This window comes from Silvibacterium dinghuense, from assembly GCF_004123295.1.
Lineage (GTDB): Bacteria > Acidobacteriota > Terriglobia > Terriglobales > Acidobacteriaceae > Silvibacterium > Silvibacterium dinghuense.
The window spans coordinates 2189469-2215765 of the sequence record NZ_SDMK01000001.1 but is presented as its reverse complement, the minus strand read 5'-3'; the positions used below and the strand labels follow the sequence as shown (position 1 = coordinate 2215765).

The following is a 26297-nucleotide window of genomic DNA, read 5'->3' as shown; positions in this document are numbered from 1 at the left end:
CGGACACGGAGGACGACTCTGCGCATAGTTCTCTCCTGAACCACGCCCGCAAGCAAATCAGGAGTGGCTAGAGCTTCTCTGAGGAATCAAAAGGCAGCAGTGCGAAGACCAGGAGCTACAGGGGAAGACCTCTCCGCGCAACCGGTACAGGCGCGCCTGCTGCACGAACAAACAACAACAGCTTGCTGCAAAACATGCGCACTGCGGAGATACCCGAGCTTCAGGGAAGTTTCCGGCCTGGAGGTAACGCACCGGTGAGCCGGTCTATCCCATCCCTGAACGATCTCGTCCTATCTGACGTACTTATCGTTCATGCTGCTTACAGCAGTTGCAATCATGACACCCGGCAGGTTTTCCGGAGAAGGCATGCGCAACAGCCAGGCGGGCTTTTACGCAAGCCTGTATGCCTTCCCTGCAACTACGCTTGCTACACAGCTATGAGGGTATGCCGAGTTGTGCTATTCGACAACATGTTGTGATGTCGCTTTCGGAAAATAATTCTCAAGTTATGCGAGATGCGAGGTTCAACCATAACTTGTTGTTGATGGACTCATGTTTCCCCTGCAAAATCCACGCCCCAAGCCCCTTCCCGCACCATCCCCAGCTATTTCTCATGCCATGTGGGAGATAGACGGGAAGATAACTTGTGCCCCCGCGGCTCATGGATACGCTTACGCCTCGCCACATCCGCACCCGCGAGCGTCAGGCTCCTCATCCGGAGACCCCGAGGCTCGAATGAGATAATCGAACCATCCGAAAGGTGGCAGGTTTGCATCGCAATCGACTCCTTCTTTTCTGTCTCATGGCCCTTTCCGTGGCCGTCTGCAGGGCGCAATCGAGCCCGGCTCCTCTTGATTCGCTGACCGCCCGCAAGATCGAGGTCCTGGCCCGCACCAAGCTCAACGTCCCTACCGAGTACCAGATTTCTATCGGCGGCCGCGAGTCCAGCACCATGCCCGGTTATGACACGGTCAAGGTCACCTTCTCGCTGCCCGGCCATCCGGATCACACCCAGAGCCTCAACTTCCTTCTTTCGAAGGACGGCAACACGCTGGCCCGCCTCTCGGAATGGGACATCTCGAAGAACCCAGCCGAGATGGTGCCCTATGCCGGACGCCCGTTGCGCGGCAACCCGGACGCCAAGGTTGTGCTGGTGAACTATGACGACCTCGAGTGCCCCTACTGTGCCCGCTTGCACGCCGAGCTCTTCCCCGAGACCCTCGATCATTACAAGGGACTCATCAAGATCGTCTACCGCGATCTGCCGCTGGAGGAGATCCATCCCTGGGCGCTGCATGCCGCCATCGACGCCAACTGCCTTGCGGCCCAGAATGACAAGCCTTACTGGACCTACGTGGACTACCTGCACACCCACGGCGAGGACATTACCGGCCCGGACCGCAATCTGGACAAATCGAAGGCCCTGCTGGACAAACTGGCCATTGAGGAAGGCGCGACCGCTCATCTCGACCCGGTCAAGCTGAGCGCCTGCGTCAAGGCCCAGGATGAGACCGCGATTCGTGCCGAGATCAAGCAGGCCGAAGGACTCGGGATCGAGCAGACTCCTACTCTCTTCGTGAATGGCGAGGAGATGCAGGGCGCGCTCGATACCTCGACCCTGTGGACCATCATCGACCGCGCGCTGGTCTCCGAAGGCGTCACGCCGCCTCCTGTCCCCAAAACCACAACCCCGGCGGCTTCGCCTTCCGCGCCCGCGGCCGGAGCTAAACCCGGCGGGACGCGTTAGAGCATTTCCCTTGAAGGTGTAAAGTGAGGGCGAGATCGCAAGTGCCGTTTTCTCTCCCGGAAGACGGCATGGCCCGCTGGCGGCATTCCAGGATCAGGAGAAATACTCTCCATTCTGCCTGGAGCGGCTTTCGATATATCCTAAGAGAGCCGCGCCACCCGTATTCATGGCCGCGTTCATTACCGCGTGTGACCTTCAGCCGAGTGCTTCGTCACACCGGAACGCGCTCAAGGAGAAAACTGTTTGTTCTCGAAATCTGACGTCCGCCGTACCGCTGTTTCCTTTTCGTCTCTGAGCCAGCTTCCTGGAAAAGCCGCTTCTGTTCTCACCCTGGCCGCGCTCTGCGCGATGGCCGGCTGCCAGCGCAGTCATGGACCGGATGTGCTGGCCACCGTCAACGGCAAGCCGATCATGAAGGCCGACGTAGAGAATCTGTACCAGGACACGCTCGGTCAGTCGAACCAGCACCCCTCGCAGGCGCAGGCCGACATCATCCGCCTGAACGTAGTGCGCCAGCTGATCGATGAAGAGATCCTGATGCAGCGGGCGACCAAGCTCAACCTCGCGGCTACGGACGAAGAGGTCGAGAGCAAGATCAACGAGATCAAGGCGCCCTTCACGCAGGAAGAGTTCAACAAGCGCCTGAGCGAGAAGCACATGACGCTCGACGATCTGAAGCGCGAGATCCGCCGCGGCAAGACCGAGGAGAAGCTCTTCAACAAGGAAATCAACTCCAAGATCAACGTGACCGATAGCGACATCTCGACCTATTACAACGCCCACAAGGCCGAGTTCAACCTCATCGAGCCGCAGTACCACCTGGCGCAGATCGTGGTGACCTCGCTGCCGGCGCCCGGCCAGCAGGCCGGCAACCTGCAGAACAGCAAGGCCGGCAGCGACGCCGAGGCCAAGAAGAAGATTGAGACGCTGCACAACCGCATCGAGAGCGGCGAAGACTTCGGCATGATCGCCGCGAACTTCTCCGAGCGGCCCGACAATGCGCAGAGCGGCGGCGACATGGGCTTTGTCTCCGAGTCGCAGCTGCACTCCGATACAGACGTCTACAACGCCGTCAGCAAGCTCAAGCCTGGCCAGATCACCGATATTCTTCCCCTCTACGAGAACACGCCTGCGGGCAAGAAGGCCGTAGGCTATGCAATCTACAAGCTGGTCGACAAGCAGGCCGCCGGACAGCGCGACCTGAGCGATCCGCGCGTACAGCAGGCCATCCGCACCCAGCTGCGCGATGCCCGCTCGCAGCTGCTCAAGAACGCCTACATCGAGATGCTGCGCGATCAGGCGCGTGTCGAGAACTACCTCGCCGAAGATACCTTCAAGAACGGCGCCCAGTAGCACTCACCCGGTCACTCTATGCGAAACGCCGCCTTCGGGCGGCGTTTTTCTTGGCCATGGTTCGTGCCTTCCCACCCGAGCGGAACTGGATTGGGGTACCCTGCATCCGTCTCCACCGCGAAGATCCCGGATCGCGACCAGCGGAAGCGGAGGCCGAAGGCAAAACGCCGCGCGGTTAGCGCCGACCAGAGCGAGCGGAGGCCGAAGGCAGTACGCCCCACGCAGTGGCGACCAGGGGAAGCGGGCGCCGAAGGCGAATCGCGTATACGAAGCATTATGATGAGGCGTCATGACTCGCTACGGAATTCTCGGCTTCGGCCATCATGCAGTCCGCCGCCTCCTCAAGGGCTTTCGTGAATCGAGCCACTCGCAGCTCACCGGCCTATGGCGCCGCGATGCGGAGAAGGCCTCGGCCAATGCGCGCGAATACGCCATCCCGCTGGTCTTCGAGACGCCGGAAGCGCTCTGCGCCTCACCGGAGATCGACGCCGTCTTCATCGCCTCGCCCGATGCGCTGCATCTGCCGCATGTGCTCATGGCCGCAGCGGCGGGCAAACCGATCCTCTGCGAAAAGCCGCTCGGCATGAACGCGAACGAAGTGGCTCTGATGCTCTCCGCCGCACACGAGGCGGGCGTCCCCTTCGGCGTCGCGCAGAACTTCCGCTATAACCCGAGCGTCGAGCGCATGCACCAGTGGATCGCCGAAGGCCGCATCGGCCGCCCGCGCCTTGCGCACGCGCAGTTTGCCTATGCAGCCGACCACAGTCCGCGTCAATGGATCTACGATCCGGCTCTGGCCTGCGGCGGCCCGATCGGCGATGTCGGCGTGCATTGCATCGACGCACTGCGCTACCTGCTCTCCGATGAAGTCACCTCGGTGACCACCCTCGCGCACGGCGATACGGCCTCCGGCCACGTCGAGTCCTATGCTGCGATCGGACTGGGCTTCGCCTCCGGAGCCGTGGGCACGGTGACCGTAACCACCCGAGCCGCCTATCGCAGCCTGGTCGAAGTCACCGGCGAGAATGGCGTGATTGTCTGCGAGGACGGCCTCACCGTAGACCATCCGGTAGAGCTGGTGCTGCGCCAGAACGGCAGCATAGTCGAGTCCATCTCCATCTCCAACGAGGACGCATACAGCAGAATGCTCGATGGCTTCTCTGCTTGGATCCAGGGCAGAGGCGAGTACCGCGCACCCGGTGTCGATGGCCTGCATAATCAACGCATTCTCGATGCAGCCTACGCGAGCTGGCGCATGGGCACACGCGAAGAGGTCGATCCCACCCCGGCGGCTTAGATCGTATCCACATAGAGCGATAGTAAAAGGCTGTCATTTCGACCGGAGCAGGACCGTTTTGTGGTCCTGCGGAGTGGAGAAACCTGCGGCTCTGCTGCGCGCAGGGCGAATGTACCTTCGGCCTCCGCTTCCGTTGGTCGCGAGTTGGAGTGTTGCGGGCTAAACAAAACCGCAGGTCCCTCCACTTCGCTACGCTCCGGTCGGGATGACAACGATATGGGTAGGTTCTTTAGTTTCAGACCATCTCTATGGGGATACGGCTTAGAGCCTGTCAGCTTGCTCTGTGCTCATCAGGCAATCACTGCAAGCACTTCCCCGGCGGCCACGGTATCGCCGGGTGCAACGCTCAGCTCGGAGAGCGTGCCCGCACGCGGCGCCTTCAGTTCGTTCTGCATCTTCATTGCCTCGATGACGACGACTCCCTGCCCTGCTTCTACGGCATCGCCCTTTTGCGCCAGCACGCGCACCACGCGTCCCGGCATCGACGCGTGGATTGGCTTCGGGCCATCATGATCGACACCGCGACGTCTGCGCGCCTTGAGGGAGCGCGGATCGTCGAGCCGGTACTCATAACGACGGCCATCGAGGTGGACGGCGGTCTCGTCGCCGTTCTCCTCAAGCGCCGCACGATACGATCGGCCATCGATGAGCAGTGAGAGCACCCCAGCTTCTGCGGGCTGAGCCTCCACAGCATAGGCCCGGCCATCGATCTCGCATTGCCACTGGCCTGCTTTCTCTCCCGGCTCGAGCACGACGCGGCGCTGCTTTCCGTCTATTTCCATCTCCAGCTTCATCCGCGAAGCCCCTCCTGCCGTGCTGCGGCCTTCCATGGGCTTACGCCGGCCTGCTCTCCTCCGGAGGGAGATATCGCAGGGCGCAGGCGCTCGAAGAGCGCCGCAGCGATCCCCGCAATCTCCTCGGATTCCGCGCTATTTATCACTTGATGCGTTACATTTTCCGCAAGCAGCCGGTCCAGATAGCCGGTATCGATGTGTGCTGTCCGGAAGTCCGGATCAGCCAGAATACGCCGAAAGAAACCGAGGTTCGTCCGGATGCCGCCAATCACGTATTCCCCAAGCGCCCGCTCCATCCGCACGATAGCCATCTCTCGTGAAGGCGCGTAGGCAATGAGCTTTGAGAGCATCGGATCGTAATCCATGGGCACGGTCCAGCCCTCGTAGACGCCGCAGTCTTCACGGATACCGGGGCCTCCAGGTCGCAAGAGGCGCGTGATCCTGCCCGGAGAGGGGAAGAAGCCATTGTCCGGGTCTTCGGCATAAATGCGGCACTCGATGGCATGACCGCGCAGTTGAACCTCCTCCTGCGTAAACGGCAGCGGCTCACCAGCGGCAATACGTAACTGCAGATGAACAAGATCAAGGCCGGTGACAAGCTCGGTGACCGGATGCTCGACCTGCAGCCGCGTATTCATCTCGAGAAAGTAAAAGTTCTCCTCGTTATCCAGAAGAAATTCCACCGTGCCCGCATTGGTATACCCGGCGGACTGCGCCAGGCGCACCGCAGCCTCTCCCATGCGACGGCGCAGATCTTCACTCACGACTGACGAAGGCGCTTCCTCGATCACCTTCTGGTGCCGCCGCTGCACCGAGCATTCCCGCTCGCCGAGGTAGAGACACTTACCATGTTCATCCGCCAGGATCTGGATCTCGATATGCCGCGGCCGCTCGATCAGCTTCTCCAAATAGACTTCGCTCGAGCCAAAGGCACGCTCTGCCTCGCTCTGTGCGGCCTCAAAGGCTGCCCTGAGCTCGTCGCGATGCGTGACGGCGCGCATGCCTTTGCCGCCGCCGCCGGCCGCAGCCTTGAGCATGACCGGATAGCCGATCTCCTGCGCAACAGCATAGGCTTCATCGAGCGAGGCAAGCCCCCGCGTCGAACCTGGCGTGCGCGGCATACCGGCACGGTCGGCTGCACGGCGCGCCGAGGTCTTCGAACCCAGCTCGCGCATGGCTGCCGATGGCGGTCCGATGAACTTGATCCCCGCATGCTCACAGGCTGCAGCAAAATCCGCATTCTCCGAGAGAAAACCATAACCCGGATGAATAGCCTCGGCGCCGGTCTGCTTTGCGATCTCGAGGATGCGGTCGCCGCGCAGATAGGATTCGCGCGCCGGTGCCGGGCCAAGCCAGCAGGCCTCTTTCGCAGCCGAGACGTGCAGCGCGGCACGGTCCGCGTCCGAGTAAACAGCGACCGTGCTTACTCCCAGCTCGTCGCATGCGCGTATCAGGCGCAGAGCGATCTCTCCACGATTCGCGATCAGAACCTTTCGGAACATGCGCCTCCGCTCCGCAGCAAGTGGCCATTCTATAGGGGACAGCGTGCAGGGGATAGGGTGTAGAGGGTGTGGATGCAAAAACAAAAGCCTCCGCGATGCGGAGGCTTTTGCGTGAAGGAAATCCATCTACTGCATCTGGATGCCCTGGGGCTGCTGTTCCTTCTTCTCTTCGTTGGCCTTGCGGGTGGCCATGGCCTTTTCGCGCCACTGGTCAACCTGCACCATATCGTCCTTGACGGCCGAGGCGTTGCCGCACTCAAGATCTGCCTTACGGCGATAGGTGAGCTGCATATACGCCATCGCATCGTCGTAGGAAGGACGAATCTCGACGGCCTTGTGCAGATATTCAAGACCTTCATCCACAAGCGGGCCGTTCTGAGTCACGAGATCCTGGCAGGCCTTCTTGGGGAACTTCACGTTGCCCTGGCCGTCGTCCTGCATGCCCACGTTCTTGAGAGCCTGCACGGCGTTGCGGTAGGAGAGGCGCCAGTCGATCGAGCCGATGGTGTATGCCGCTTCCGCATCCTGCGGATCCACCTCAAGCACCTTCTTCTGCCAGTCCTTGGCTTCCTGGTACTTGTCGATGTTGTAGTAGATGCTGGCAATGCCCTTCAGACTGTTGACGTCCTTCGGGTCCTGAGCGAGAACGGCCTGGTAGTTCTGAATCGCGAGGTTCGCGTTCTTCAGATTGTCTGCACTGGTAAGGTCGGGAACCACCTGCTGCGCGTACGCAGTTGCCAGGTAAGCGCGGGCCATGGGCAGGGTCGGATCGTAGTTCACCGCTTCCTGGAAGTGATTGATGGCCTCTTCATACTTCGCGCTCTTGTACGCCTGTACTCCCTTATTCAACTGATCGCGGGCCTTGAGGCGCTGGCACCCGGTCATCAAGACCAGCAACGAAAGCGTCGCGGCGGTCATCACCGGAAAACGTGCAATTCGATTCATTCTGTATCTCGTCTCCTTCGAATCGCCAGGCAGGCCCTGACAATTGGGATGCTTCAAGGTCGCGAATGGGAGAAACTCCCCGCGCTGCTGATTGTAATTTGTTTGCGCCTTTAGGCAAGCCTTAAGGGGACAAACCAGAGTATTGCTGCGCACAACGCTTCCCGGGGAAGAAGAAGCGATGCGCTGGGTGCTGATAAAGCGGGCCTACTGGCCCGCTTCAATCTTGGGAGTGAGAAGACCGACGTGATCGATGCCCGCAGCTTTGGCGATATCGACAACTTCAGCAACCGACTCGAAGTTCAGGTTGGGATCGCCCTTCACGAACATGACCTTGTTGGCACGCGTCGAGAAGATCTGATCCAGGCGCGCTTCCAACTGTTCCTTGGCCACATCGTCCTGGTTGATCTTGTAAACGGGCACACCACCGGCCGCGCCGAGCACCTGCACCACAATGGCCGTATCGTTATTTTCCGGTTGCTGCGTCTTCGGCGGCTGGGGGACCAGCGCATCCAGACCGTGCGGCGTTACCGGGACGATGACCATGAAGATGATCAGCAGCACCAGCAGCACGTCGATCATCGGCGTTACGTTGATGTCGGAATTAAGGCCGCTGCCGCCGCCAGTTCCCATTGCCATAGGTCAGTTCCTCATCTCTTCAAAAAGATCTTTGCGATGTAAAGCTCTTCGAGATCGCCAGGACTACTGGCCACCTGTCGGAGGCTTGGTATCCGGTGTACGCTGCTCGGTCAGCAATCCGACTTCATCCACGCCCGCCGTACGGACCGCGTCGACTGCATCTTCCACGGTCCCGTAATGCGAACGGGCATCGGCGCGGAAGTACACAATCTTGGAAGTCTTGTTCTGGAGCAGGTCATTGACCTTCCCGCCGAGATCGGCCAGGGTAGTCTGATCCTTGTTCAGATAAATCTTGTTGTCGCGGGTTACGGCAACGGTGACAGCGTCTTCCTTGCTGGCGTCATCCATTGCGACCGCGTTTTTGCTTCGAGCCAGGTCGACGTTCACCTTGTTGTTCAGCATGGGCGTGATGACCATGAAGATGATCAGCAGCACCAGCATGACGTCCACCATGGGGGTGACGTTGATGTTGGAGTTTACCTTCTTGCCTTCGTCCCTTTTTACAATTGCCATGCTTGACTCCCCTGGTCTTCTGTCGTCCGCAAGCGGTTGCGACGGCTGGCTGCCAACGGGCTCTGACTACCACCCGGGCTGCCCGTTTCGCGCAGCACCCCTCGCGTCGACCCCAGGTGAAATTTTGGGCGTTGGCAGCGGAGCAGAACTCCGCTGCCAACGTGTGATTCCCGTTACTTCCCTGTTTCGTCAGGGCAGAGCGAATTAGCGGCGGCCGCTCTGCTTGATGAAGTAGTCGATCAGCTCGCTCGACGAGTTATCCATCTCGACGTCGAAAGCTTCGACCTTGTTGGTGAAGTAGTTGAAGGTCATCACGGCGGGGATAGCGACGAGAAGACCGAAGGCGGTGGTGACCAGAGCTTCCGAGATACCGCTGGCAACCGCGCCGATACCGGGGGTCTTCTGCGTGGCGATTTCCTGGAAGGCCTTAAGGATACCGGCAACCGTACCGAACAGACCGACGAAGGGAGCCGTCGAACCGATGGTGGCCAGGCCGCCGAGACCGCGCTTCAGCTTGGCATGCACGATGGCCTCGGCACGCTCGAGTGCGCGCTTGGAGGACTCGATCTGCTCGGCAGAGACGTTGCCGCCGCCACCGTAGTTGCGGAACTCCTGCAGACCGGCGGTGACAACCTCGGCGAGGTGCGACTTCTTGTTGCGGTCCGCAACCTTGATCGCTTCGTCCAGCTTGCCTTCCTTGAGGGCGCCGGCAACGCGGGGAGCGAACTCACGCGACTGCTTGCGGGCTGCCGCGAAGTACAGGTAGCGGTCGATGATCACGGCCAGCGACCAGATCGACATGACGAAGAGCACGAACACGACGCCGCGGGCCAGCCAGCCCATGTTGTTCCACAGGTCGACGGGGCTGAAGCCTACTGAAGTCTGATCCTGAAAGAAGCCGAGCGCGGCCGGATGAAACGCAAGCTGATTGAGATGAGCGAGAATCACTGAATCTTTCCTCCTAGGGAGTAACTTCTGGAATCACAAGTTCGGAATCACAAGTTCAAGAGTTAAGCGGCTGCGGATTGCTTTCCCCGGTAGTCCCGGATCGGCGTACTCCGATTGCATCAACCACCAAGGGTAAAGATCACGTTCACCTGGGTTTCTACTTCCACCGGCTCGCCGTTGAGCAGGTAGGGCTTGTAACGCCAGGTCTTCACAGCTTCGAGAGCCGCCGACTGCAGCATCGGAGGACCGCTGATCACCTTCAGACCTTCGATGGTGCCGGTCTTCGAGATCGTCGCCTGCAGTACCACCGTACCCTGGATGCGTGCAGCCTTGGCAATGGCGGGATATTGCGGGGTGGTACCGCTCAGCTTGTTACCAGCAATTACGCCGGCCGAAACCGCGATCTTCTTGGGAGCCGCAGCCTTGACGACGGGAGCAGGACCCGAGCCGATACCGCCCAAGATGCCGCCCATCACACCACCGGCGCTGCCGCCGGCCATGCCGTCCATACCCGCGACACCAGCCGTGCTCGGCGGAGGCGCATCTTCATGCACCATCTTGATTTCTTTGGGAATCGTCCGGGGAGCTGCCATCGGGTTCAGCACCTGGACGACCTTGATCGGATGCACCGGCGCCGGCGGCGGCGGTGGGGGTGGCGGGGGTGGCGGAGGAGGCGCCACCAGCAGAGTGGACATGGCCGCCTTCGGCAGAGCTTCGGGATAAATCAACGGGATAAGAACCAGGGCTGCGACAATCGAGCCATTCAGCAGAATACCCACAAAGGTGAAGTATTTGCTTTTGGTCTTGATCTTCCCGCCGGACTCCATGAGAGCGTCTTCAAACATGGCCTACCTCGATCGTGCGAATCGTTGTTACCACCTATAGACACCAACCCGGTACAGTTTTGTTCCCAAAAAAATCTATTTCGTTTCCGGGTGAAAAAAGGCGGGTTCTGCTTCTATAACACAACGACATTACAGATGAAAACCCTACAACCGACCCGGGCTATGCCCGGGTCTTCTTTGCTGCGGGAAGCACGGCGCCCTTGCCGCGCTTTGCCCGCCATTCCTGATAGGCCACAAGCATTGGAGCAGCCACTGCGATCGACGAATAGGTGCCGATCAGAATACCGATGACCAATGCGAATGAGAACCCGCGCAGCACTTCTCCACCGAAGATATACAGCGACAACACGGTGAGGAAGGTCAGACCCGAGGTCAACACCGTTCTGCTCAGGGTCTGGTTGATACTGCGATTCACCACCTCCGCCAAAGGCTCCCTCCGGCTAAGACGCAGGTTCTCGCGAATTCGGTCAAAAACCACGATGGTGTCGTTCATCGAATAACCGACGAGCGTGAGGATCGCGGCGATCACGGTGAGGGAGATCTCCTGATTCTTCAGCGAGAAAGCGCCTACGGTGATCAGCGTGTCATGGAAGACCGCGACCACGGCGGCGACACCGTAAATCAGCTCGAAGCGGAACCAGAGATAGACCAGCATGCCGGCCAGCGAATAGAGCGTCGCCAGCAGTGCCTGCTTGCGCAGCTGCGCGCCCACCTGCGGTCCGACGATCTCGACGTTACGCACGGCAAAGCCGGAGAGGAAAGAGGACTGCTTGAGATCGTTGACCACCGCCGGGGTGGCGACGCCGGAGAGGCTGTCGATGGAGGTCAGCAGGCCGCCATTCTGGTTGTCCTTGAAGTTCAGGATGGCGTCTGCCTGCTCGGTGTAGTGCGCCGTAGCCGCGTCGTTGCTCCCCAGGTGCTCGGGATCATGCTCGACGAGCCATGGCGTCAGCGCGCTCTTGCCGGCGTTATCGAGATCGAGCTTGCCCAGGTTCGCCGGACCGGTGGTTGAATAATTGCTGGTCAGCGTGCTCAGGATCGTCTCACGGCCCTTGTCGAGCGCGGCCTCGCTGGTCGCGGACTCCGCCAGGGTAATGAGCACTTCATGGCCAGCAGCGGGACCGTAGGACTGCGTGCGCACGTCCTTGAGGCCAGCCTTATCGGCTGCAGCACGAATCTTTTCCAGATCAGGCGTTTGATCGAACTTCACGCGCACGACGGTGCCGCCCTTGAAGTCGACATCGAGCGGCAGGTGATGCCAGAAGAGCAGCGACAGCACGCCGGCGATGCTGAAAATGAGTGAGAATCCGAGGAAATACCACTTCTTCCCCAGCCAGTCGATCTTCACTTCACGAAACAGTTCCACGAATGCATCCCTCAGGGGCAACGGCCCCGGGCATTTCTAACTTTTCTCCGGCAGACCTTTCAGCCTGCCGGTCATTCCATCGCTTCACGCGCCGTCAGGCGCCTGCGCCTGAACGGCGCGTTCAGATCGAGATCGCCTCACCGCGTCCCTTGCGGTTCAGGTTCGCGTCAAAGATGGTGCGCGAAACAAAGACCGCCGTGAACAGGTTGGCGAACAGACCGAACGACAGCGTCACTGCAAAGCCGCGCACCGGTCCCGTGCCAAAGATGAAGAGAATGATGGCCGAGACTATGGTCGTGACGTGCGTATCGAGAATCGTCGTCCAGGCATGCCCGAAGCCCTGCTCGACCGACGCCGACGGGCTCTTGCCTGCGCGAATCTCTTCACGGATACGCTCGAAGATCAGCACGTTCGAGTCGACGCCCATACCGATGGTCAGGATCACGCCGGCAATGCCGGGCAGCGTCAGCACCGAGTGCGTGTAGCCCATGAAGCCAAGCAGGATGACCAGGTTCAGGAACAGCGCCAGGTCGGCATTGATGCCCGCGCCGCGGTAGTAGATGAGCATGAAGATCATCACCGCGAGCATGCCCACGATCGAGGCCATGACGCCCTGGTGGATCGAGTCCGCACCGAGCGAAGGACCGACCGTGCTCTCCTGCAGGTAGTGCAGGGAGGCGGGCAGCGAACCGGTATTCAGCAGCATGGCCAGATCGTTGGCGGTCTCGTTGGTCATGTTGCCGCCACCGATGTTGCCCTGGTCCCGAATCTGGTCGTGAATCACGGCCACTTCCTGGACCTTGTTGTCCATGGTGACCGCGAGGCTCTTGCCCTTATTCGCACCGGTGTAGTCCGCGAAGTGATCGCCCGCAGCCGTGGTCAGGTAGAAGTCGACCTCGGGGGCATTGGTGTTCGGGTTCTGGCTCACGCGTGCGCTACGGATGTCGGTACCGCCTACTTCGGCGACGCGCTTGAGCTCATACCACTCGATCGAGCCGGAGGAAGAGGCGCCGGGCTTGGTCGGCAGCAAGAGCTCGTCGACCGGGACGGTGCCGCCCAGCTGCTGCAGCGCGTCCTGCTCACTCGAGTAGGGGCCACCATCGACAGCGTGAATCTCGAGACGCGCGGTGGACTGAATCACTTCCTTCACGCGGCTGAGATCATCGACACCCGGGAGCTCGACCAGAATCTGGTTGCTGCCCAGGTTGTACTCCTGGATGACCGGCTCGCTGGTGCCCAGTTCATTCACGCGCTGGGTGATCACCTGGATCGACTGGTCCATCGCGCTCTTCTTGAGCGCATCGACCACCGACGGCTTCATCGTCAGGGTGAAGGTATTGTTCGCACCGGAAGCGATGTCGTACTCGGTGCCGTATTTCGAGTCGATGGTGCTGCGCACATCGCTCGTATGATCCGCCGGGACACCGCTGATGTTGATGACATCCGTGCGGGACGTGTCAGGCGCCACCGAACCGACAGTGATGCCGGCCTGCTGGAGGTCCGTCTGGATGTGCGACGCATCGCTGTCGCGCGTGATGCCGACAGCCTCATCCACCATGACCTGGAGGATGAGATGGGTTCCACCCCGGAGATCAAGGCCAAGGCTGATCCGCTGGAGCAGCGCATCTTTGAGGGCAGCGCCGCTCAGGCCCTTCGGCACACCGATGATGCCGAAGACGAAGACCAGCAGGACGGCAATGATGAGGATGACTTTGTTGGTCAGATTCTTACGCATGGACTCGAATCAACTTCCTACGCATGGAGCTATGAACGTACCGCTGTGGATCTGGGGTGGAGAGAGAGCGCCGGTGCGACTACTTTGCCGGCTCGTCGGTGGTCACCGAGGCAATGGCGCTCTTCACCACTTCAATTTTGATATTGTCCGGTGCGACCCGCAGCGTGATGGCGTCATCTTTAATGGAGAGGATCGTTCCCCGGATGCCGCCGTTGGTCGTTACCCGGTCGCCCGACTTCAGGTTGCCCAGCATCTGCTGCCAGGTCTGCTGCCGCTTCTGGTTCGGGCGGATAAGCAGGAAATAAAAGACCACGATGATCAGGACGAAGGGCAGAAACTGGAGGACGCCAGGAGGCAACGCGACGGCCAGCAAGAGAGTCGGTGTCAACACACAATCCTTTTCAGGCCGCACCCGCATTGCGGGCCCGGACCATGGGAAACTCGGGGTGTTTCGGAGGGAAGGCCCCGGCCAGGAGGATCACCTGTCGCGGAGGCTTTGAACAGCATGTGCTGCTTCCTTCGTTTGCACTTGCCTGGGCAGCCTGCCGGTCTTTTCCGCCCCGCACGCCGGGGCTTAAAACACACGCGGAAATGACCTGGGGCGCCTAGCAATTTAGCATCGCTGACCGGATTGGCGCTGTCAAGGAGCCGTTCGCCCGTCGCTCTGCGCATTTCGCTGCGCCGGGCTTCCATTTTCTCCGAATTTTCACCCGGCGACCGGTGCCGCAGCCCCACCCGCGCGCGTAATCTCCTCCCGCACCTTGGCCATGGTCCGCAGGTAGAAAGCCAGGTTGTGCAGTGTGTTGAGCGTCGCCGCCAGGGGCTCGTGCGCCACCATCAGGTGCCGCAGATAGGCCCGCGTATAGCGGCGGCAGGTGGGGCAGTCGCATTCCGGGTCCACGGGGCCCTGATCCTCCGCAAACTGCTTATTTTTCATGTTCAGTCGGCCTTCGGAGGTAAAGAGCATGCCGTGCCGTGCCGCGCGCGTGGGCAGCACGCAGTCCATCATGTCCACGCCCATCTTGGCGTATTCCACGATCTCGTCCGGGAAGCCGACACCCATCACGTAACGCGGCTTGTCCTTGGGCAGATAGGGCAGCGTCTCGGCGATCACCTCGAGCGTCAGGTCGCGCGGCTCGCCCACGCTCAGGCCACCTATGGCATAGCCGGGAAAATCCATCTCCACCAGCCGCTCGGCCGACTCGCGGCGCAGATCCTTATACATGCCACCCTGGACGATGCCGAAGAGATTCGGCTGGAGCCCGGCAAAGCCGTCCGGCCCCTCACCGCGCAGCCCGGTGCCGGAGTGGTCCATCCCGCGCAGCTCCGTCCCCGCAATGTGCAGATCCCAGGGGCGCTCATGGCGGTGGGCATCGAAGTAGGTCTTGCTGCGCTCCGCCCAGCGCAGGGTCGTGTCCAGCGACTTCCGCGCCCGCGCATAGTCCGCCGGGTACTCCGTGCACTCATCGAAGGCCATGCAGATGTCGGCGCCGAGAGCAATCTGCACCGCCATGGAATGCTCGGGCGAGAAGAAGTGCTTCGAGCCGTCGAGGTGCGAGCGAAACTCGACACCATCGTCCGTCACCTTGCGTAACTCATTGAGACTAAAGACCTGAAAACCGCCGGAATCGGTCAGCATCGCCCGGTCCCAGCTCATGAAGCGGTGCAGGCCGCCCATCCGCTGCACCAACTCGTGGCCGGGGCGCAGGTAAAGGTGGTAGGTGTTGCCGAGGATGATCCGCGCATCCAGCTCTTCGAGAAAGTGCTGGGGCAGCGCCTTGACCGAGGCCACGGTACCGACCGGCATGAAGACCGGCGTTTCGACGGCGGCGTGCGGCAGGCGCATGGTCGCCCGGCGAGCCTCGCCGGCGGCGTGGAGAATCTGAAAATCGAGAGACACTCTGGAGATTTTAGCCGGTCACTGCTCCGCGCAGGGCGAATCGCCTTCGGCTGCTCCGCGCAGGGCGGATCGCCTTCGGCACGGGCTCCCGCTGGTCGCCTTCGGGTTCATCCCTCCACCCGGCCAGGGTTCTTGTGAGCCCCACCCCTGACAAACGACACGTCATGGGTGGGGCACCCGGATTCAGAACACCATGATCGACGAGACGCGGTTGTTCCAGGTATGGCCGCCGCGGAAGGGCACCGAGCGGAGGTCCGGGACCGTGCCGCGGAGGGTTACGCTGCCGTTGCGGAAGTTCCGGTCGTTGAAGAGCCGCACCTGCGCGCCTCCAAAGGTCTGCACCGAGGAGATATTGCCGCCAAAATTGCCGGGCAGCGCAGGCAGCCTGTCACCGGCGCGCACACAGAAGCGGTTTCCGCGGAAAGGAGCGGTGGTGAAGAAGCAGGCTCCGCGGCGCGGGTTCGGACGCTGATTCCAATCCGGCCGCCAGACATTGTTATTCGGCCCATAAGCCCAGGGATCGCCCTGCGGCCCTGGCGGCGGGCCCGGCGGGTAATTCTGTGCGACGGCAGCAACGGCAAAGAACAGAGCGAGGACAGCGAAGAGACGCTTCATCGTTTTCTCCTGTGACTGCGGCGAGACTGTGTGAGCGCGGCGGTGAGCCCGCTCGGCCAACGTCGCCATACTAACCGGGATTCCATGGGGCGTCCAAGGCCATACCGACAAAATGGCAGCGCTGACGCACCCGATATCCGCAGCCCCAGACGATACACTCTTCAGGAATCCTCTCCCCGGAAGTCGCGTCCCTCATGATCCAGCCGCAATCTCAGCCTGTCACCCCCGGCCGCATGGAAGTCATTACCGGCCCCATGTTCTCCGGCAAGTCCGAGGAGCTTATCCGCCGCCTGCGCCGCGCCCGCATTGCCCGGCTGCGCGTGCAGTGCTTCAAACCCGATCTCGATGTGCGTTATCACCGCACCGCCATCGCCTCGCACAGCGCGCAAACCCTCGACGCCTCGACGGTGGCCAACGTGGATGCGCTGCGCGATACGCTCTATCCCTCGCTCGATGAGGTCGACGTGATCGGCATCGACGAATCGCAGTTCTTCGACGCTTCGCTCGTCCCGCTGGCCCTGGATCTGGTACATCGCGGCAAACGCGTCGTTCTTGCGGGTCTTGACACGACCTTTGCCGGCGAGCCGTTTCCGCCCGTTCCCGACCTGATGGCCGTGGCCGATGAGGTTACCAAGCTCTCCGCCGTCTGCATGGTCTGCGGCGCGCCGGCCATCCACACGCAGCGACTCGGGGAGAGCCAGTCGCTGGTGCTGGTTGGAGCAGCCGGCATGTATGAGGCCCGCTGCCGCCACTGCTTCCGCCCCTACCAGGAAGAACTGGCGGCACGCCAGATGGAGCTCTGCTCCGCGCAGGGCGATTCGCCTTCGGCCTCCGCTCCCTTCGGTCGCGATCCGGCACGGTAGCCCACTCATGCTGACTTTGGCTTGAATGGGGCGCGGGTTTCGTTTCCGAATCTGGATACCGGCCCCAGGGACGCATCCACATGTAGCCACGAGAAAGGGTTGTCATTTCGACCGGAGCAGGACCGTTTTGTGGTCCTGCGTAGCGGAGAAACCTGCAGTTCGCCTGGGCCGGAGAAAACTGCAGGCTCCTCCGCTACGTTCGCCTTGCGGCTCACTCCGGTCGGAATGACAATGCGCAATATAAGTCGCTTATTTTCTGTCTGGATATCTGGGGATACGGCCGGGTGCCCCACATCTCGTTCTGTTCGAGATGTGGGTCGCGCAGGATGCCGGAATAGGCCAGAGTGGCTTGTACCTTCCCTTCCGGGTCAGTAGCTGCCGGTCACGACATTCTCGAGCGGTTCCCCTTTCAGGTAACGCCGGACCTGGGCCGCGGCCAGGTCCATCGCCCGGCTCATCGAGAGCGGACTCGAGCCGGCAATATGCGGCGTGAGCAGCAGATTCGGCGCCGTCCATAGCGGATGCCCCTCGGGCAGCGGCTCAGGATCGGTGACATCCAGCGCGGCGCGCATGCGCCCAGCCTCAAGCGCGGCCACCAGCGCATCGGTCTTCACCACCGGGCCGCGTGCCGCATTGACCAGCAGCGCCCCCTGCCGCATCAGCGCCAGCTCCGCTTCGCCAATCAACCCTCGCGTCTCGTCGGTCAGAGGCACGATCAACACGACGACGTCGACCTCCGGCAGCACGGCGTGCAGCCGGTTGATCGGCTCCACGCCCTCGCGCTCCGAGCGCGCCATGCGCACGATCTCTACCCCGAAGGGCAACAGCCGCTCCTCGATCGAGCGGCCGATCGATCCGTAGCCCACGATCAGTACCCGCTTGCCGGAAAGCTCCTCCTGCAGCACCTTGAACTTTGAAAGCTCCTGGCCACGGTGCAGGTTCCGGTAGATGCCATCCGCCTCGGAGACGCGCTGCCACTGCTGCGAGTGCTGCAGGTCCCGGTAAAAAGGGAAGAACTTGAGCGAAGAGAGAATCGCCGTCACGGTCCACTCGGCGGTAGGCGTATTGTGCAGCCCCATGCCGTCGCACAACACAGCGCCCTCGGGGACAAGCGGCCGCAGCCAGTCCACACCGGCCATCATCGACTGCACGACCTTCACGCCACGGATATGAGGCAGTATCTCGCGCACCGCCTTGGCCGAGGTCGGCGCGACCCAGAACTCTACTTCGATCTCCTGCTCCGGCTTGCTTGGAATGCGCTCGAGCGCGATCCCTTCGGGAAACTTCCCCAGCAGGTGCTCATCGATCCACGCCGGAACTCCGACCTTCAGCATCTCGCTCTCCTCCTGAACCCTCTTCGCCCATGATGGCAGAATCTTCGCTCCAGAAGCTGGCAGAGCTGGGGCTGAAGCCCCGTGTTTCATGCTCTTGAACGTCCCGGCCGAAGACGGGCTCCGATACTTTTCCTGGCTTGCAGCCTGTGGCTGAGGTTCGTTGCCTCCCATGTCTCAAAAACGAGACATGGGGCACCCGGCTAGAGCGGACTATAGAGATTCCCGCCTCCTGCCCAAGCGGAGCCTGGACGGGGCACCCTGGCTTTCGGCGATGCAAACAGGAAACAAGTCATGAAACGAATCAAGGCTCGCGACCAACGGGAGCGAAGGCTAAAGGCCCCGGACGGCCAGTCCGCGCCCATGCGGCCTGCAGCCGCGCCAGGCGCGCGGACGGTCAGTCCTTCTGGTGGAAGATGTGGTCGTTGATGTCCGGCCAGAATTCCTTAAAGACGAAGGTCATGCCGTCGAGACCGACGCTGGTGGCCCAGCGCTGGCCAACTTTGGTCCAGGTGCGATCCGCGCCCGGATAGTAGAGCGCCGAGATGCCGGCGGCGGCGCCAGCGCCCACCACTTCCGAGTAATTGAAGTTGCTCGAACCGTCATCCTGACGCGTGATCGCGATGCGCGAAAAGGAGTAGCCGATGCGCTTGAAGAAGCCGCCCCGCTCGAGCGTGTAATAGCGCGGGTCCTGATGCAGCGCAACGGGAAAGAAAAACTCGACCATGTAGTTCTCGTCCGTCTGGTCGGCAAAGGTGTGCCAGTAGTAGCGCGCGTATCCCGCCGCACCCTGATGAAACTGCGGATAAGAGTTCTCAAGCTGAGCCTCGCCCGCGAGCAGGCCGGCAAAGATAAAGGACGAATAGTCGAAGCTGTCTTCCGTGGCTCCGATGAACTTGTCCTTCACCGACATCGGCGGCAGCTTCGCATCCACCGATACCGAGCGGAAATTCGGAATAATGCCGAGAATGCGCTTGGTCTGCTTGCCTTCGGCGGCGCTATCGCTGTTTTGCGGCGCAGCAGCGGCGGTAGCACCGCCCTGTTGCGGCATGCCCGGGGCGTCAGGCAGCTCTTCCACCGAAGAGGAATCGTCGCTATGCGCAGCCGGAACGGTCACCGCATCCGTCTCCACAGCCTGCTGGGCATACGCGGGAACGAACGCCAGCGGCAGACCGAGCAACACAGCCGCGAGACGCTTAAAAGATAGAGAGGAATTCGAGCGCATGAAAGAGATGTTTTCTTCTCCGGCCCGGCCGGGTATCAAGGACTGCAGACCGGGGATACGTCCATTGGACGCGCAAAAACGAAAGATCGACGCCAAATAACGCAGGCCGCACAGCCAAGATGAACAAAACTTCATGCTTGACTGTGCGAGCAGCGGCTACTTCTTGATTCCGAAGGCCTTGAGAGCTTCCAGACCTGCCGTAATCGCCTCCATGGTCATGGCATAGCCAAAGCGCACGAAGCCCTCGCCCTGGGCACCGAAGACAACGCCGGGAATGGTGGCCACATGCGCCTTGTCGAGCAGAGTGGCCGCAGCCTTGCGGCTGTCCTTGTGAATCTTCTTCGCGTCCGCAAAGACGTAAAAGGCTCCGGCCGGCGTCTCGCAGGCCAGTCCTACTTCGTTCAGTCCCGCCACCAGCAGATCGCGCCGCTCACGGTACTGTTCCAGACGGCAGTCGAGATAGCTCTGCGGCAGCCTCAGTGCTTCGAGCGCCGCCCACTGCGTCGGCGTGGAGACACCGTTGACCGAGTACAGCACCATCTTCTTCAGCCCGGTCATGAACGGCTCCTGCGCCACGGCATAGCCGACGCGCCAGCCCGTCATGCCATAGCTTTTGGAAAGCGTGTACGTGGTTATCGTGCGCTCGGCCATGCCCGGCAACGAGGCAATGGATACATGTTCGCCGTCGTAGACCAGATCCTCGTAGGCCTCGTCGGCGATCACGATCAGATCGTGCTTCTTTGCAAAAGCCGCGACTTCTTCGGCCTCGGCACGCGTGAAGACAGTGCCGGACGGATTCTGCGGCGTGTTGTAGTAGATAGCCCGCGTGTTCGGCGTCGAGAATTGCTCCAGGGTCTGCGTGATGCCGTTGCGCCGCGCCGTCGTCGTCGGCACAAAGAGGGCACGGGCCTCGGAGCCGGTGATCATATCCTTGATCGGTGTCCAATAAGGCGAAAAGAGCAGCACGTCATCGCCAGGATTCAGTACCGTCTGGAATGCCGCATAGAGCGCATGCGCACCACCCGCGGTCACGATCACGTGCTCGGCCGTTGTTTTGATATGGTTCTTTGCCTGCAACTTGCGCGCAATCGCCTCGCGCAGCGGCTCAATGCCCGATGACGGCGCGTAGCGCGTGCGGTTCTCGACCAGCGCCTTCATCATCGCGTACTTCACAGCTTCCGGTGTTTCGAAAAACGGCTCACCGCCGTGAAAGGCATGCACGGCCTGCCCGGCAGCGCGGAGATCAAGAACCTTGTTGCGGATCTGGACAATATCGGAAAAGCCGACTTCATCGAGCCGGCGCGCAAGATGGTGCGATTTCTTCTTTGAAGTCATGAGGGCATCCTGGTCAGCCGGCCTCGTGCAACAGAGCTCTGGGCCGGGCGACCCATTAGCTTAGCTCATTTCGGCAACCCCGGTGCTATGATGCGGGCAAATGCGCCGCTCGACGATCTGGTTTCTGATTGCAGCACTGTGGCTGGTGAATGCAGGCATCGCTTTCGGCAGCCGGGTACCGAAACGCGCCATCCTCCCTGCCGGGATCGCTCTGGCCTTCGCCGCTACAGGCGTCCTGCAGCGCAGGCGCGAAGAGGCGGCGATGCGCCGCCCCCGGATTCCTGAACAGGTAAAGTAACCTGGCTATGTTGCCAGAAGGCCGGTGTAGACCGCCATCCCCGCAACCGCATCCACACCGATGCGATCGAGCGCGTCGATCTCCGCCTGCTCACGGATGCCTCCGGCCACGATCAGCCGCCGCGTCGTGAGGCCGTGCAGCGTCTCCGCCCGCTCGACAGGAAAACCGCGGAGAGTGCCCTCGGTATCGACATGCGTGTAGAGGTATGCGCCGCAATAGGGATCGAGTTGCGCGATGGCCTCTTCCGGCGTGAGCGAGACCTGTTCCTTCCAGCCCTTGACCGCGACCTTGCCGCCTTTTGTATCAATGCTGGCTACAAATTGATCGGCGCCGATGGCGCTGGAGAAGGCAGCGGCAACTTCGGTATCGACCGAGTCATGCCGGAAGAGCACCGATCCGACGATGACGCGGTGCGCTCCGGCGCCCAGCAGCTCCTGCGCGCGCTCCGGCGTGCGGATACCGCCGCCCACCTGGCAGGGCAGGCGGCTGGCGATCTTCTCGATCAGCACGGTGTTGTCACCCTGCCGCATCGCGGCATCGAGATCGATGAGCTGTACGGTCGAGTAGCCGGAGAAGCGGTCGATCCAGTATTCGAAGTCATCGAAGGCGAGTTTGAGTTTTTCACCCTGCACGAGCTGCACAATGCGCCCGCCCATCAGGTCAATCGAAGGAATCAGCATGGAAGCCTCATGGGAACGTCAGCCCGCGCGACTTCTTCTTTGAGCGCACGCGCATCGGCGATACCGAAGTGAAAGATACTCGCGGCGAGCGCGGCATCGGCCTTGCCCTCGAGAAATACCTGGGAGAAGTGTGCCGCCGAGCCTGCACCGCCGGAGGCGATGACGGGAATCTGCACGGCCTGGCTGACGGCAGCGGTCAATGCGCAATCGAATCCGTTACGCATGCCGTCGGAGTCCATCGAGGTGAGAAGAATCTCGCCCGCGCCGCGCTGCTCGGCCTCGCGCGCCCACTCCACAGCGTTGCGGCCGGTGGGTTTGCGTCCACCGGCGACGAAGACCTCCGCCTCCTCAGGCGACTTATCACCACGGCGCGCGTCGATGGCGACGATCACCGCCTGTGCACCGAAGCGCGAGCCGATCTCGTCGATCAGCTCCGGACGCGTCAGTGCCGCAGAGTTCACGCTGACCTTATCCGCACCGGCGTCGAAGACCGCCGTCGCATCATCGAGCGTGCGGATGCCTCCGCCCACCGTAAACGGGATGAAGAGCCGGCGCGCGGTGCGGCGCACGGTTTCAATCAACGTGCCACGGCCTTCGTGCGTAGCAGTGATGTCGAGCAGCACGATCTCGTCCGCGCCCGCGAGCGCATGGCGCGCCGCCAGTTCCGCCGGATCGCCCGCGTCCACCAGATCGACGAACTGCACGCCTTTAACGACGCGCCCATCCTTCACATCGAGACATGCAATCACACGCCGCGTCAGCATGGTATCTCCACAAAGTTGCGCAGGATGCGGAGGCCGGTCACGCCCGACTTCTCCGGATGAAACTGCACGCCCATTACGTGATCGCGCTCCGCTGCCGCGGTGAAGGCACCACCGTATTCCGTAGTACCGACGGTCTCCGCAGTGACCGGTGCACGGAAGGAGTGGGTGAAGTAGACGAAGCTGCCATCGGGCACGCTCGCAAGCAGCCGCGAGCCTTCTTTTACCGCAATCGCATTCCATCCAACATGCGGCACCTTGCCACCGCCTTCGAAGCGCGAGCACATGGCGGGGAAGAATCCGAAGCCTGGGGCGTCGGGAGCCTCGGTGCTGCCCTGATAAAGCCACTGCAAGCCTACGCAGATACCGAGCAGCGGCACGCCTTCGGCCACGCGCTCGGCAATTGCCTGCTTCAATCCGTGCTGCTCAAGAAATGCCGTGCCACTGAAGTGCCCGACGCCAGGCAGCACAATCTTCGAAGCACGCCGCACGACCTCTGGGTCCTCGGTGACCTGGGGATGCGCTTCAACCGCGCGCAACGCCTTGATCACCGAGGTGAGGTTGCCGGCCTTGTAATCGATGACGGCGATCACAGCAGCCCCTTGGTCGATGGCAGCATCTCGCCGAGCTGCTTGTCGCGCGAGCAGGCCACACGGAGTGCACGGGCAAAGGCCTTGAAGAGCGCTTCTATCTTGTGGTGATTCGAGCGGCCGTACATGGTCTTGATGTGCACGTTGGCGCGCGCGCCGCGGGCAAAACCATCGAAGAAGTCATCGACCAGTTCGGACTGCAGATCGCCAACCAGGCGCGTCTTCACCTTGGTCTTGATCACCGACTCGACGCGGCCGCTGAGGTCGACGGCCGCGAGACCGAGCGTCTCATCCATGGTCATGACGAAGTAGCCTGCACGCCAGATGCCGCGCTTGTCGCCGAGCGCCTTGTCGAAGGCCTCACCGAGCGCGATGCCTACATCTTCGACGGTGTGGTGCTGATCGACATCGAGATCGCCGGTGCACTTCAGGTCGAGGTCGAAGGCGCCGTGACGCGTGAAGAGCTCGAGCATGTGATCGAAGAAGCGGATGCCGGTGGAGATGTTGTACTTGCCTTCGCCTTCGATGGTGAGCTTCAGCTGGATCTGCGTCTCGGCAGTCTTGCGGTCGATGACGCCGATGCGCTTGGCCGCGCTCGCTTCTACTGCAATGGCCGACTTCTTGGTGGTCTTTGCTGCTGCTTTCTTCGCCATCAGGCTCTTTCTCCTGTCCATTCGATTTCGTTGAGTACCGCTTCCATCGCGGCAATGCCGGCGGCCGTGTGTTCGCGCGTGCCAATGGTGATGCGCACGCAGCCATCGCAGCCAGGATCGCTCGAGCGGTCGCGCACCAGCACACCGCGCGCATGCATGGCCTTCGAGAAGGCTGCGTGCTTCGCACCAATGTTCGTCAGCACAAAATTTGCCTGCGACGGCCACCAGCGCACGCCCATGCGAGTGAGCGCAACGGTGAATTTTTCGCGCGCCTGCCTCACTTCGTTCACGTACCAGTCGAGATAGGCATCGTCTTCGAGCGCGGGAGGCAGGCAGGCCAGCGCCAGCGCATTCACGCTGTAAGGCGAGATCACACGGCGCAACCACTGCATGGCCGACTCGTCGGCAGCCAGCAGGCCAAGACGCAGGCCAGCCAGCCCATAGACCTTCGAAAAGGTGCGCGCGACGATGACATTTGGCACCCGGCCGACGAGATCCATCACCGACTGGCCGTAGAAGTGGTAGTAAGCCTCATCGATGAGCACCATGGCGTGCGGCACCGCGGCGACGACCTTGAGGATGTCTTCGCGCGAGATCACCTGCCCGGTGGGGCTGTTGGGATTGGCGATGGCGATGAGCTTGGTCTTCGGCGTGATGCGCGCGAGCAGGGCCTCGAGCGGAAACTGGAAGTCTTCGCCCGCGGGCACTTCGACGAGCCTGCCTTCGGTGGCCGACGCATACACGCCATACATGGTGTAGGTGGGCACGGGCAGCAGCAGCTCGTCGTCCTTGTCGAGATAGGCTTGGCAGAGCACGTGGATGGCTTCATCGACGCCGTTGGTGAGCAGCGCCTGCGAAGGCTGAATGCCGAGCTTTGCTGCGACGATGGCCTCGACCGGCGTGCGCTCGGGATACCTCGTCAAATCGCCACGAGTGACGCGCTGCAACGCATCGAGCACCTTCGGCGAGCAGGCAAAGGTGTTCTCGTTGAAGTCGAGGCGGATGCCGCTGCGATCGCCGAGCGGCGGGTGGTATTCCTTGATTTTCTTTACGAGCGCACGCGGCTCGGGCGCAGCAACGGAGCTTACGATTTCGCTCATGCGTTCTTCCCTTCTGCCAGGGCTTTCAGGCGCACTTCGATGGCATCCGCGTGGCCTGTCAGTCCTTCGGCCTTTGCCAGCGAGACGCCTGCAGGACCGAGCTTCGCGAGACCTTTCGCGGTGTACGACTGCACGGTGATGAGCTTGACGAAGTCCATCACACTGAGACCGCCGCGCACGCGGGCGAGGCCGCCGGTGGGCAGTGTGTGATTGGGCCCGGAAACATAATCGCCCAGCGGCTGCGCGGAGTGTTCACCGATGAAGACCGAGCCTGCATTCTCGACCCAGGCGAGGTCTTCTTCGCTGTCGATAGTGAGATGCTCGGGCGCGAGGGCATTGGTCAGATCACGCGCTTCTTCCTGCGATTTCGTCACGAAAATGAGGCCGTTGCGCTGGATGGCTTCGCGCGCGGTGGCATTCGACTTCACACGCTGCTTCACTTCGGCAGAGACTACGGATGCGAGATCGGCGCGCGTGGTGAGGAAGATGGCGAGCGCGTCGGGATCGTGCTCGGCCTGCGCGACAAGATCGGAGGCGATGCCAGCAGGCGTGCCGGCATCGCTGGTCACGACAATCTCCGTCGGCCCGGCGAGCATGTCGATGGCGCAGTCAAAAGAGACGAGCTTCTTCGCAGCAGTGACATAAGCATTGCCGGGGCCGACGATCTTGTCGACCTTCGCAAGTGTCTCCGTGCCATAGGCCAGCGCAGCAATCGCGTGCGCTCCACCAAGGCGATAGAACTCGGTGATGCCGAGCAGGTGCGCAGCGGCTAGGGTCTCGAGCGCGGGCTTCGGCGAAACAGCCACGATGCGCGGCACGCCTGCGACCTGCGCGGGGATTGCGGTCATCAACAGCGTAGAGGGCAGCGGATAGCGTCCGCTCGGAACATAGCATCCCACCGCACCCAAGGGACGTACACGCTGGCCGGTGGTCACTCCCGGCACCGGCGCGAAGTCCCAATCTTTCGGTTTCTGCTTCTGCGCGAAGGCGCGGATGTTCTTCGCCGCCGTCTCAAGGGTGCGCCGCATCTCGACAGGAGTGGCCTCCCATGCGGCTTTCAGCTCATCGGCAGAAATTTGTAACGGCGACTGTGACGGAAGCTTGTCGAGCTGCGAGGCATAACGGCGCAGGACGCGATCTCCCCCCTTGCGCACGCCGTCGACAATGCGTTTCGCTGCCGGCGTCACGCGCTCCCAGGTATCGCTGCGCCGGGTGAGCAGTTCGCCGATGCGCCGCTTTGCGGCGGCGCTCCGGGTTGTCATGAC

At 61.7% G+C, this 26297-nt stretch carries 26 protein-coding genes; 5 read left to right on the top strand and 21 right to left on the bottom strand.

Features of this window, described 5'->3' with window-relative positions; genetic code table 11:
* The first annotated feature begins 814 nt into the window (after positions 1-814).
* The 3 genes from ESZ00_RS08775 (at position 815) to ESZ00_RS08765 (ending at position 4397) form a co-directional block, all read left to right on the top strand.
* On the top strand, positions 815-1747 hold the full coding sequence (locus ESZ00_RS08775; protein ID WP_229741055.1) for a DsbA family protein: 933 nt from the start codon (positions 815-817) through the stop codon (positions 1745-1747).
* Positions 1748-1990: 243 nt separating this feature from the next.
* Complete coding sequence (locus ESZ00_RS08770; RefSeq protein ID WP_229741054.1) at positions 1991-3100, top strand: SurA N-terminal domain-containing protein; 1110 nt, start codon at positions 1991-1993, stop codon at positions 3098-3100.
* A 289-nt stretch (positions 3101-3389) separates the two neighbouring features.
* On the top strand, positions 3390-4397 hold the full coding sequence (locus ESZ00_RS08765; RefSeq protein WP_129207710.1) for a Gfo/Idh/MocA family protein: 1008 nt from the start codon (positions 3390-3392) through the stop codon (positions 4395-4397).
* Between the two features lie 290 nt (positions 4398-4687).
* On the opposite strand, the gene ESZ00_RS08760 is transcribed toward ESZ00_RS08765, so the two are convergent.
* The 12 genes from ESZ00_RS08760 to ESZ00_RS08705 form a co-directional block, all read right to left on the bottom strand.
* Complete coding sequence (locus ESZ00_RS08760; RefSeq protein ID WP_164981410.1) at positions 4688-5191, bottom strand: acyl-CoA carboxylase biotin carboxyl carrier protein subunit; 504 nt, start codon at positions 5189-5191, stop codon at positions 4688-4690.
* Positions 5188-6693, bottom strand: coding sequence for an acetyl-CoA carboxylase biotin carboxylase subunit (gene accC, locus ESZ00_RS08755; protein ID WP_129207708.1), 1506 nt, complete (start codon positions 6691-6693; stop codon positions 5188-5190). The genes ESZ00_RS08760 and accC overlap by 4 nt, the downstream gene beginning before the upstream one ends.
* A 126-nt stretch (positions 6694-6819) precedes the next feature.
* On the bottom strand, positions 6820-7638 hold the full coding sequence (locus ESZ00_RS08750; protein WP_129207707.1) for a tetratricopeptide repeat protein: 819 nt from the start codon (positions 7636-7638) through the stop codon (positions 6820-6822).
* Positions 7639-7842: 204 nt separating this feature from the next.
* A complete protein-coding gene (locus ESZ00_RS08745) occupies positions 7843-8274 on the bottom strand; it encodes an ExbD/TolR family protein (protein ID WP_129207706.1) in 432 nt (143 codons plus the stop codon).
* A 63-nt stretch (positions 8275-8337) separates the two neighbouring features.
* Complete coding sequence (locus tag ESZ00_RS08740) at positions 8338-8787, bottom strand: ExbD/TolR family protein (protein WP_129207705.1); 450 nt, start codon at positions 8785-8787, stop codon at positions 8338-8340.
* A gap of 204 nt (positions 8788-8991) precedes the next feature.
* Positions 8992-9735, bottom strand: a complete 744-nt coding sequence (locus ESZ00_RS08735; RefSeq protein WP_129207704.1) for a MotA/TolQ/ExbB proton channel family protein — start codon at positions 9733-9735, stop codon at positions 8992-8994.
* 119 nt (positions 9736-9854) lie between these two features.
* A complete protein-coding gene (locus ESZ00_RS08730) occupies positions 9855-10580 on the bottom strand; it encodes an energy transducer TonB (protein ID WP_129207703.1) in 726 nt (241 codons plus the stop codon).
* A gap of 160 nt (positions 10581-10740) precedes the next feature.
* A complete protein-coding gene (gene secF / locus ESZ00_RS08725) occupies positions 10741-11946 on the bottom strand; it encodes a protein translocase subunit SecF (RefSeq protein ID WP_129207702.1) in 1206 nt (401 codons plus the stop codon).
* Between the two features lie 121 nt (positions 11947-12067).
* Positions 12068-13681, bottom strand: coding sequence for a protein translocase subunit SecD (gene secD / locus ESZ00_RS08720; RefSeq protein ID WP_129207701.1), 1614 nt, complete (start codon positions 13679-13681; stop codon positions 12068-12070).
* Between the two features lie 79 nt (positions 13682-13760).
* Positions 13761-14069 carry a preprotein translocase subunit YajC gene (yajC, locus tag ESZ00_RS08715; protein WP_229741053.1) on the bottom strand — a complete coding sequence of 103 codons (309 nt, stop codon included), beginning with the start codon at positions 14067-14069 and terminating at the stop codon, positions 13761-13763.
* Between the two features lie 318 nt (positions 14070-14387).
* Complete coding sequence (locus ESZ00_RS08710; protein WP_129207699.1) at positions 14388-15581, bottom strand: tRNA guanosine(34) transglycosylase Tgt; 1194 nt, start codon at positions 15579-15581, stop codon at positions 14388-14390.
* Positions 15582-15764: 183 nt separating this feature from the next.
* The gene (locus tag ESZ00_RS08705) at positions 15765-16196 is read right to left on the bottom strand and encodes a peptidase inhibitor family I36 protein (RefSeq protein ID WP_129207698.1); all 432 of its coding nucleotides are present in this window, start codon (positions 16194-16196) and stop codon (positions 15765-15767) included.
* A gap of 194 nt (positions 16197-16390) precedes the next feature.
* Here ESZ00_RS08705 and ESZ00_RS08700 point away from each other — a divergent pair, with 194 nt between their 5' ends.
* Positions 16391-17059 carry a thymidine kinase gene (locus ESZ00_RS08700; RefSeq protein WP_129207697.1) on the top strand — a complete coding sequence of 223 codons (669 nt, stop codon included), beginning with the start codon at positions 16391-16393 and terminating at the stop codon, positions 17057-17059.
* Positions 17060-17427: 368 nt separating this feature from the next.
* Here the strand turns inward: ESZ00_RS08700 and ESZ00_RS08695 are convergent, their stop codons facing one another.
* The 3 genes from ESZ00_RS08695 to ESZ00_RS08685 form a co-directional block, all read right to left on the bottom strand.
* Positions 17428-18393 carry a 2-hydroxyacid dehydrogenase gene (locus ESZ00_RS08695; protein WP_188590839.1) on the bottom strand — a complete coding sequence of 322 codons (966 nt, stop codon included), beginning with the start codon at positions 18391-18393 and terminating at the stop codon, positions 17428-17430.
* A 394-nt stretch (positions 18394-18787) separates the two neighbouring features.
* Positions 18788-19615, bottom strand: a complete 828-nt coding sequence (locus tag ESZ00_RS08690) for a hypothetical protein (protein WP_129207696.1) — start codon at positions 19613-19615, stop codon at positions 18788-18790.
* A gap of 156 nt (positions 19616-19771) precedes the next feature.
* On the bottom strand, positions 19772-20950 hold the full coding sequence (locus ESZ00_RS08685) for a pyridoxal phosphate-dependent aminotransferase (RefSeq protein WP_129207695.1): 1179 nt from the start codon (positions 20948-20950) through the stop codon (positions 19772-19774).
* Positions 20951-21050: 100 nt separating this feature from the next.
* On the opposite strand from ESZ00_RS08685, the gene ESZ00_RS08680 reads away from it, so the two are divergent.
* Complete coding sequence (locus ESZ00_RS08680) at positions 21051-21248, top strand: hypothetical protein (protein WP_129207694.1); 198 nt, start codon at positions 21051-21053, stop codon at positions 21246-21248.
* 5 nt (positions 21249-21253) lie between these two features.
* Here the strand turns inward: ESZ00_RS08680 and ESZ00_RS08675 are convergent, their stop codons facing one another.
* From ESZ00_RS08675 to hisD, 6 genes are read right to left on the bottom strand one after another with little or no spacing between them, the layout of a single operon-like run.
* Positions 21254-21928, bottom strand: coding sequence for a 1-(5-phosphoribosyl)-5-[(5-phosphoribosylamino)methylideneamino]imidazole-4-carboxamide isomerase (locus tag ESZ00_RS08675; RefSeq protein WP_129207693.1), 675 nt, complete (start codon positions 21926-21928; stop codon positions 21254-21256).
* Positions 21922-22692 carry an imidazole glycerol phosphate synthase subunit HisF gene (gene hisF, locus ESZ00_RS08670; protein WP_129207692.1) on the bottom strand — a complete coding sequence of 257 codons (771 nt, stop codon included), beginning with the start codon at positions 22690-22692 and terminating at the stop codon, positions 21922-21924. The genes ESZ00_RS08675 and hisF overlap by 7 nt, the downstream gene beginning before the upstream one ends.
* Positions 22686-23282: an imidazole glycerol phosphate synthase subunit HisH gene (hisH, locus tag ESZ00_RS08665; RefSeq protein ID WP_129207691.1), complete on the bottom strand. Its 597-nt coding sequence runs from the start codon at positions 23280-23282 to the stop codon at positions 22686-22688. The genes hisF and hisH overlap by 7 nt, the downstream gene beginning before the upstream one ends.
* Entirely contained in the window at positions 23279-23932 is a 654-nt protein-coding gene (hisB, locus tag ESZ00_RS08660) for an imidazoleglycerol-phosphate dehydratase HisB (protein WP_129207690.1), read from the bottom strand. The genes hisH and hisB overlap by 4 nt, the downstream gene beginning before the upstream one ends.
* The gene (gene hisC, locus ESZ00_RS08655) at positions 23932-25032 is read right to left on the bottom strand and encodes a histidinol-phosphate transaminase (protein WP_129207689.1); all 1101 of its coding nucleotides are present in this window, start codon (positions 25030-25032) and stop codon (positions 23932-23934) included. The genes hisB and hisC overlap by 1 nt, the downstream gene beginning before the upstream one ends.
* A complete protein-coding gene (hisD, locus tag ESZ00_RS08650; RefSeq protein ID WP_308419048.1) occupies positions 25029-26294 on the bottom strand; it encodes a histidinol dehydrogenase in 1266 nt (421 codons plus the stop codon). Before hisD ends, hisC begins: the two co-directional genes overlap by 4 nt.
* Positions 26295-26297: the final 3 nt, after the last annotated feature.

Excerpts from the sequence above, each read along its gene's own strand:
- hisB (WP_129207690.1), bottom strand. The coding sequence starts at position 23,932 with ATGGCGAAGAAAGCAGCAGCAAAGACCACCAAGAAGTCGGCCATTGCA.
- ESZ00_RS08745 (WP_129207706.1), bottom strand. The coding sequence starts at position 8,274 with ATGGCAATGGGAACTGGCGGCGGCAGCGGCCTTAATTCCGACATCAAC.
- ESZ00_RS08685 (WP_129207695.1), bottom strand. The coding sequence starts at position 20,950 with ATGACTTCAAAGAAGAAATCGCACCATCTTGCGCGCCGGCTCGATGAA.
- ESZ00_RS08695 (WP_188590839.1), bottom strand. The coding sequence starts at position 18,393 with ATGCTGAAGGTCGGAGTTCCGGCGTGGATCGATGAGCACCTGCTGGGG.
- ESZ00_RS08705 (WP_129207698.1), bottom strand. The coding sequence starts at position 16,196 with ATGAAGCGTCTCTTCGCTGTCCTCGCTCTGTTCTTTGCCGTTGCTGCC.
- hisD (WP_308419048.1), bottom strand. The coding sequence starts at position 26,294 with ATGACAACCCGGAGCGCCGCCGCAAAGCGGCGCATCGGCGAACTGCTC.
- ESZ00_RS08760 (WP_164981410.1), bottom strand. The coding sequence starts at position 5,191 with ATGAAGCTGGAGATGGAAATAGACGGAAAGCAGCGCCGCGTCGTGCTC.
- ESZ00_RS08750 (WP_129207707.1), bottom strand. The coding sequence starts at position 7,638 with ATGAATCGAATTGCACGTTTTCCGGTGATGACCGCCGCGACGCTTTCG.
- ESZ00_RS08765 (WP_129207710.1), top strand. The coding sequence starts at position 3,390 with ATGACTCGCTACGGAATTCTCGGCTTCGGCCATCATGCAGTCCGCCGC.
- hisC (WP_129207689.1), bottom strand. The coding sequence starts at position 25,032 with ATGAGCGAAATCGTAAGCTCCGTTGCTGCGCCCGAGCCGCGTGCGCTC.
- secD (WP_129207701.1), bottom strand. The coding sequence starts at position 13,681 with ATGCGTAAGAATCTGACCAACAAAGTCATCCTCATCATTGCCGTCCTG.
- ESZ00_RS08700 (WP_129207697.1), top strand. The coding sequence starts at position 16,391 with ATGATCCAGCCGCAATCTCAGCCTGTCACCCCCGGCCGCATGGAAGTC.
- hisF (WP_129207692.1), bottom strand. The coding sequence starts at position 22,692 with ATGCTGACGCGGCGTGTGATTGCATGTCTCGATGTGAAGGATGGGCGC.
- ESZ00_RS08740 (WP_129207705.1), bottom strand. The coding sequence starts at position 8,787 with ATGGCAATTGTAAAAAGGGACGAAGGCAAGAAGGTAAACTCCAACATC.
- ESZ00_RS08675 (WP_129207693.1), bottom strand. The coding sequence starts at position 21,928 with ATGCTGATTCCTTCGATTGACCTGATGGGCGGGCGCATTGTGCAGCTC.
- ESZ00_RS08680 (WP_129207694.1), top strand. The coding sequence starts at position 21,051 with ATGCGCCGCTCGACGATCTGGTTTCTGATTGCAGCACTGTGGCTGGTG.
- accC (WP_129207708.1), bottom strand. The coding sequence starts at position 6,693 with ATGTTCCGAAAGGTTCTGATCGCGAATCGTGGAGAGATCGCTCTGCGC.
- ESZ00_RS08690 (WP_129207696.1), bottom strand. The coding sequence starts at position 19,615 with ATGCGCTCGAATTCCTCTCTATCTTTTAAGCGTCTCGCGGCTGTGTTG.
- ESZ00_RS08730 (WP_129207703.1), bottom strand. The coding sequence starts at position 10,580 with ATGTTTGAAGACGCTCTCATGGAGTCCGGCGGGAAGATCAAGACCAAA.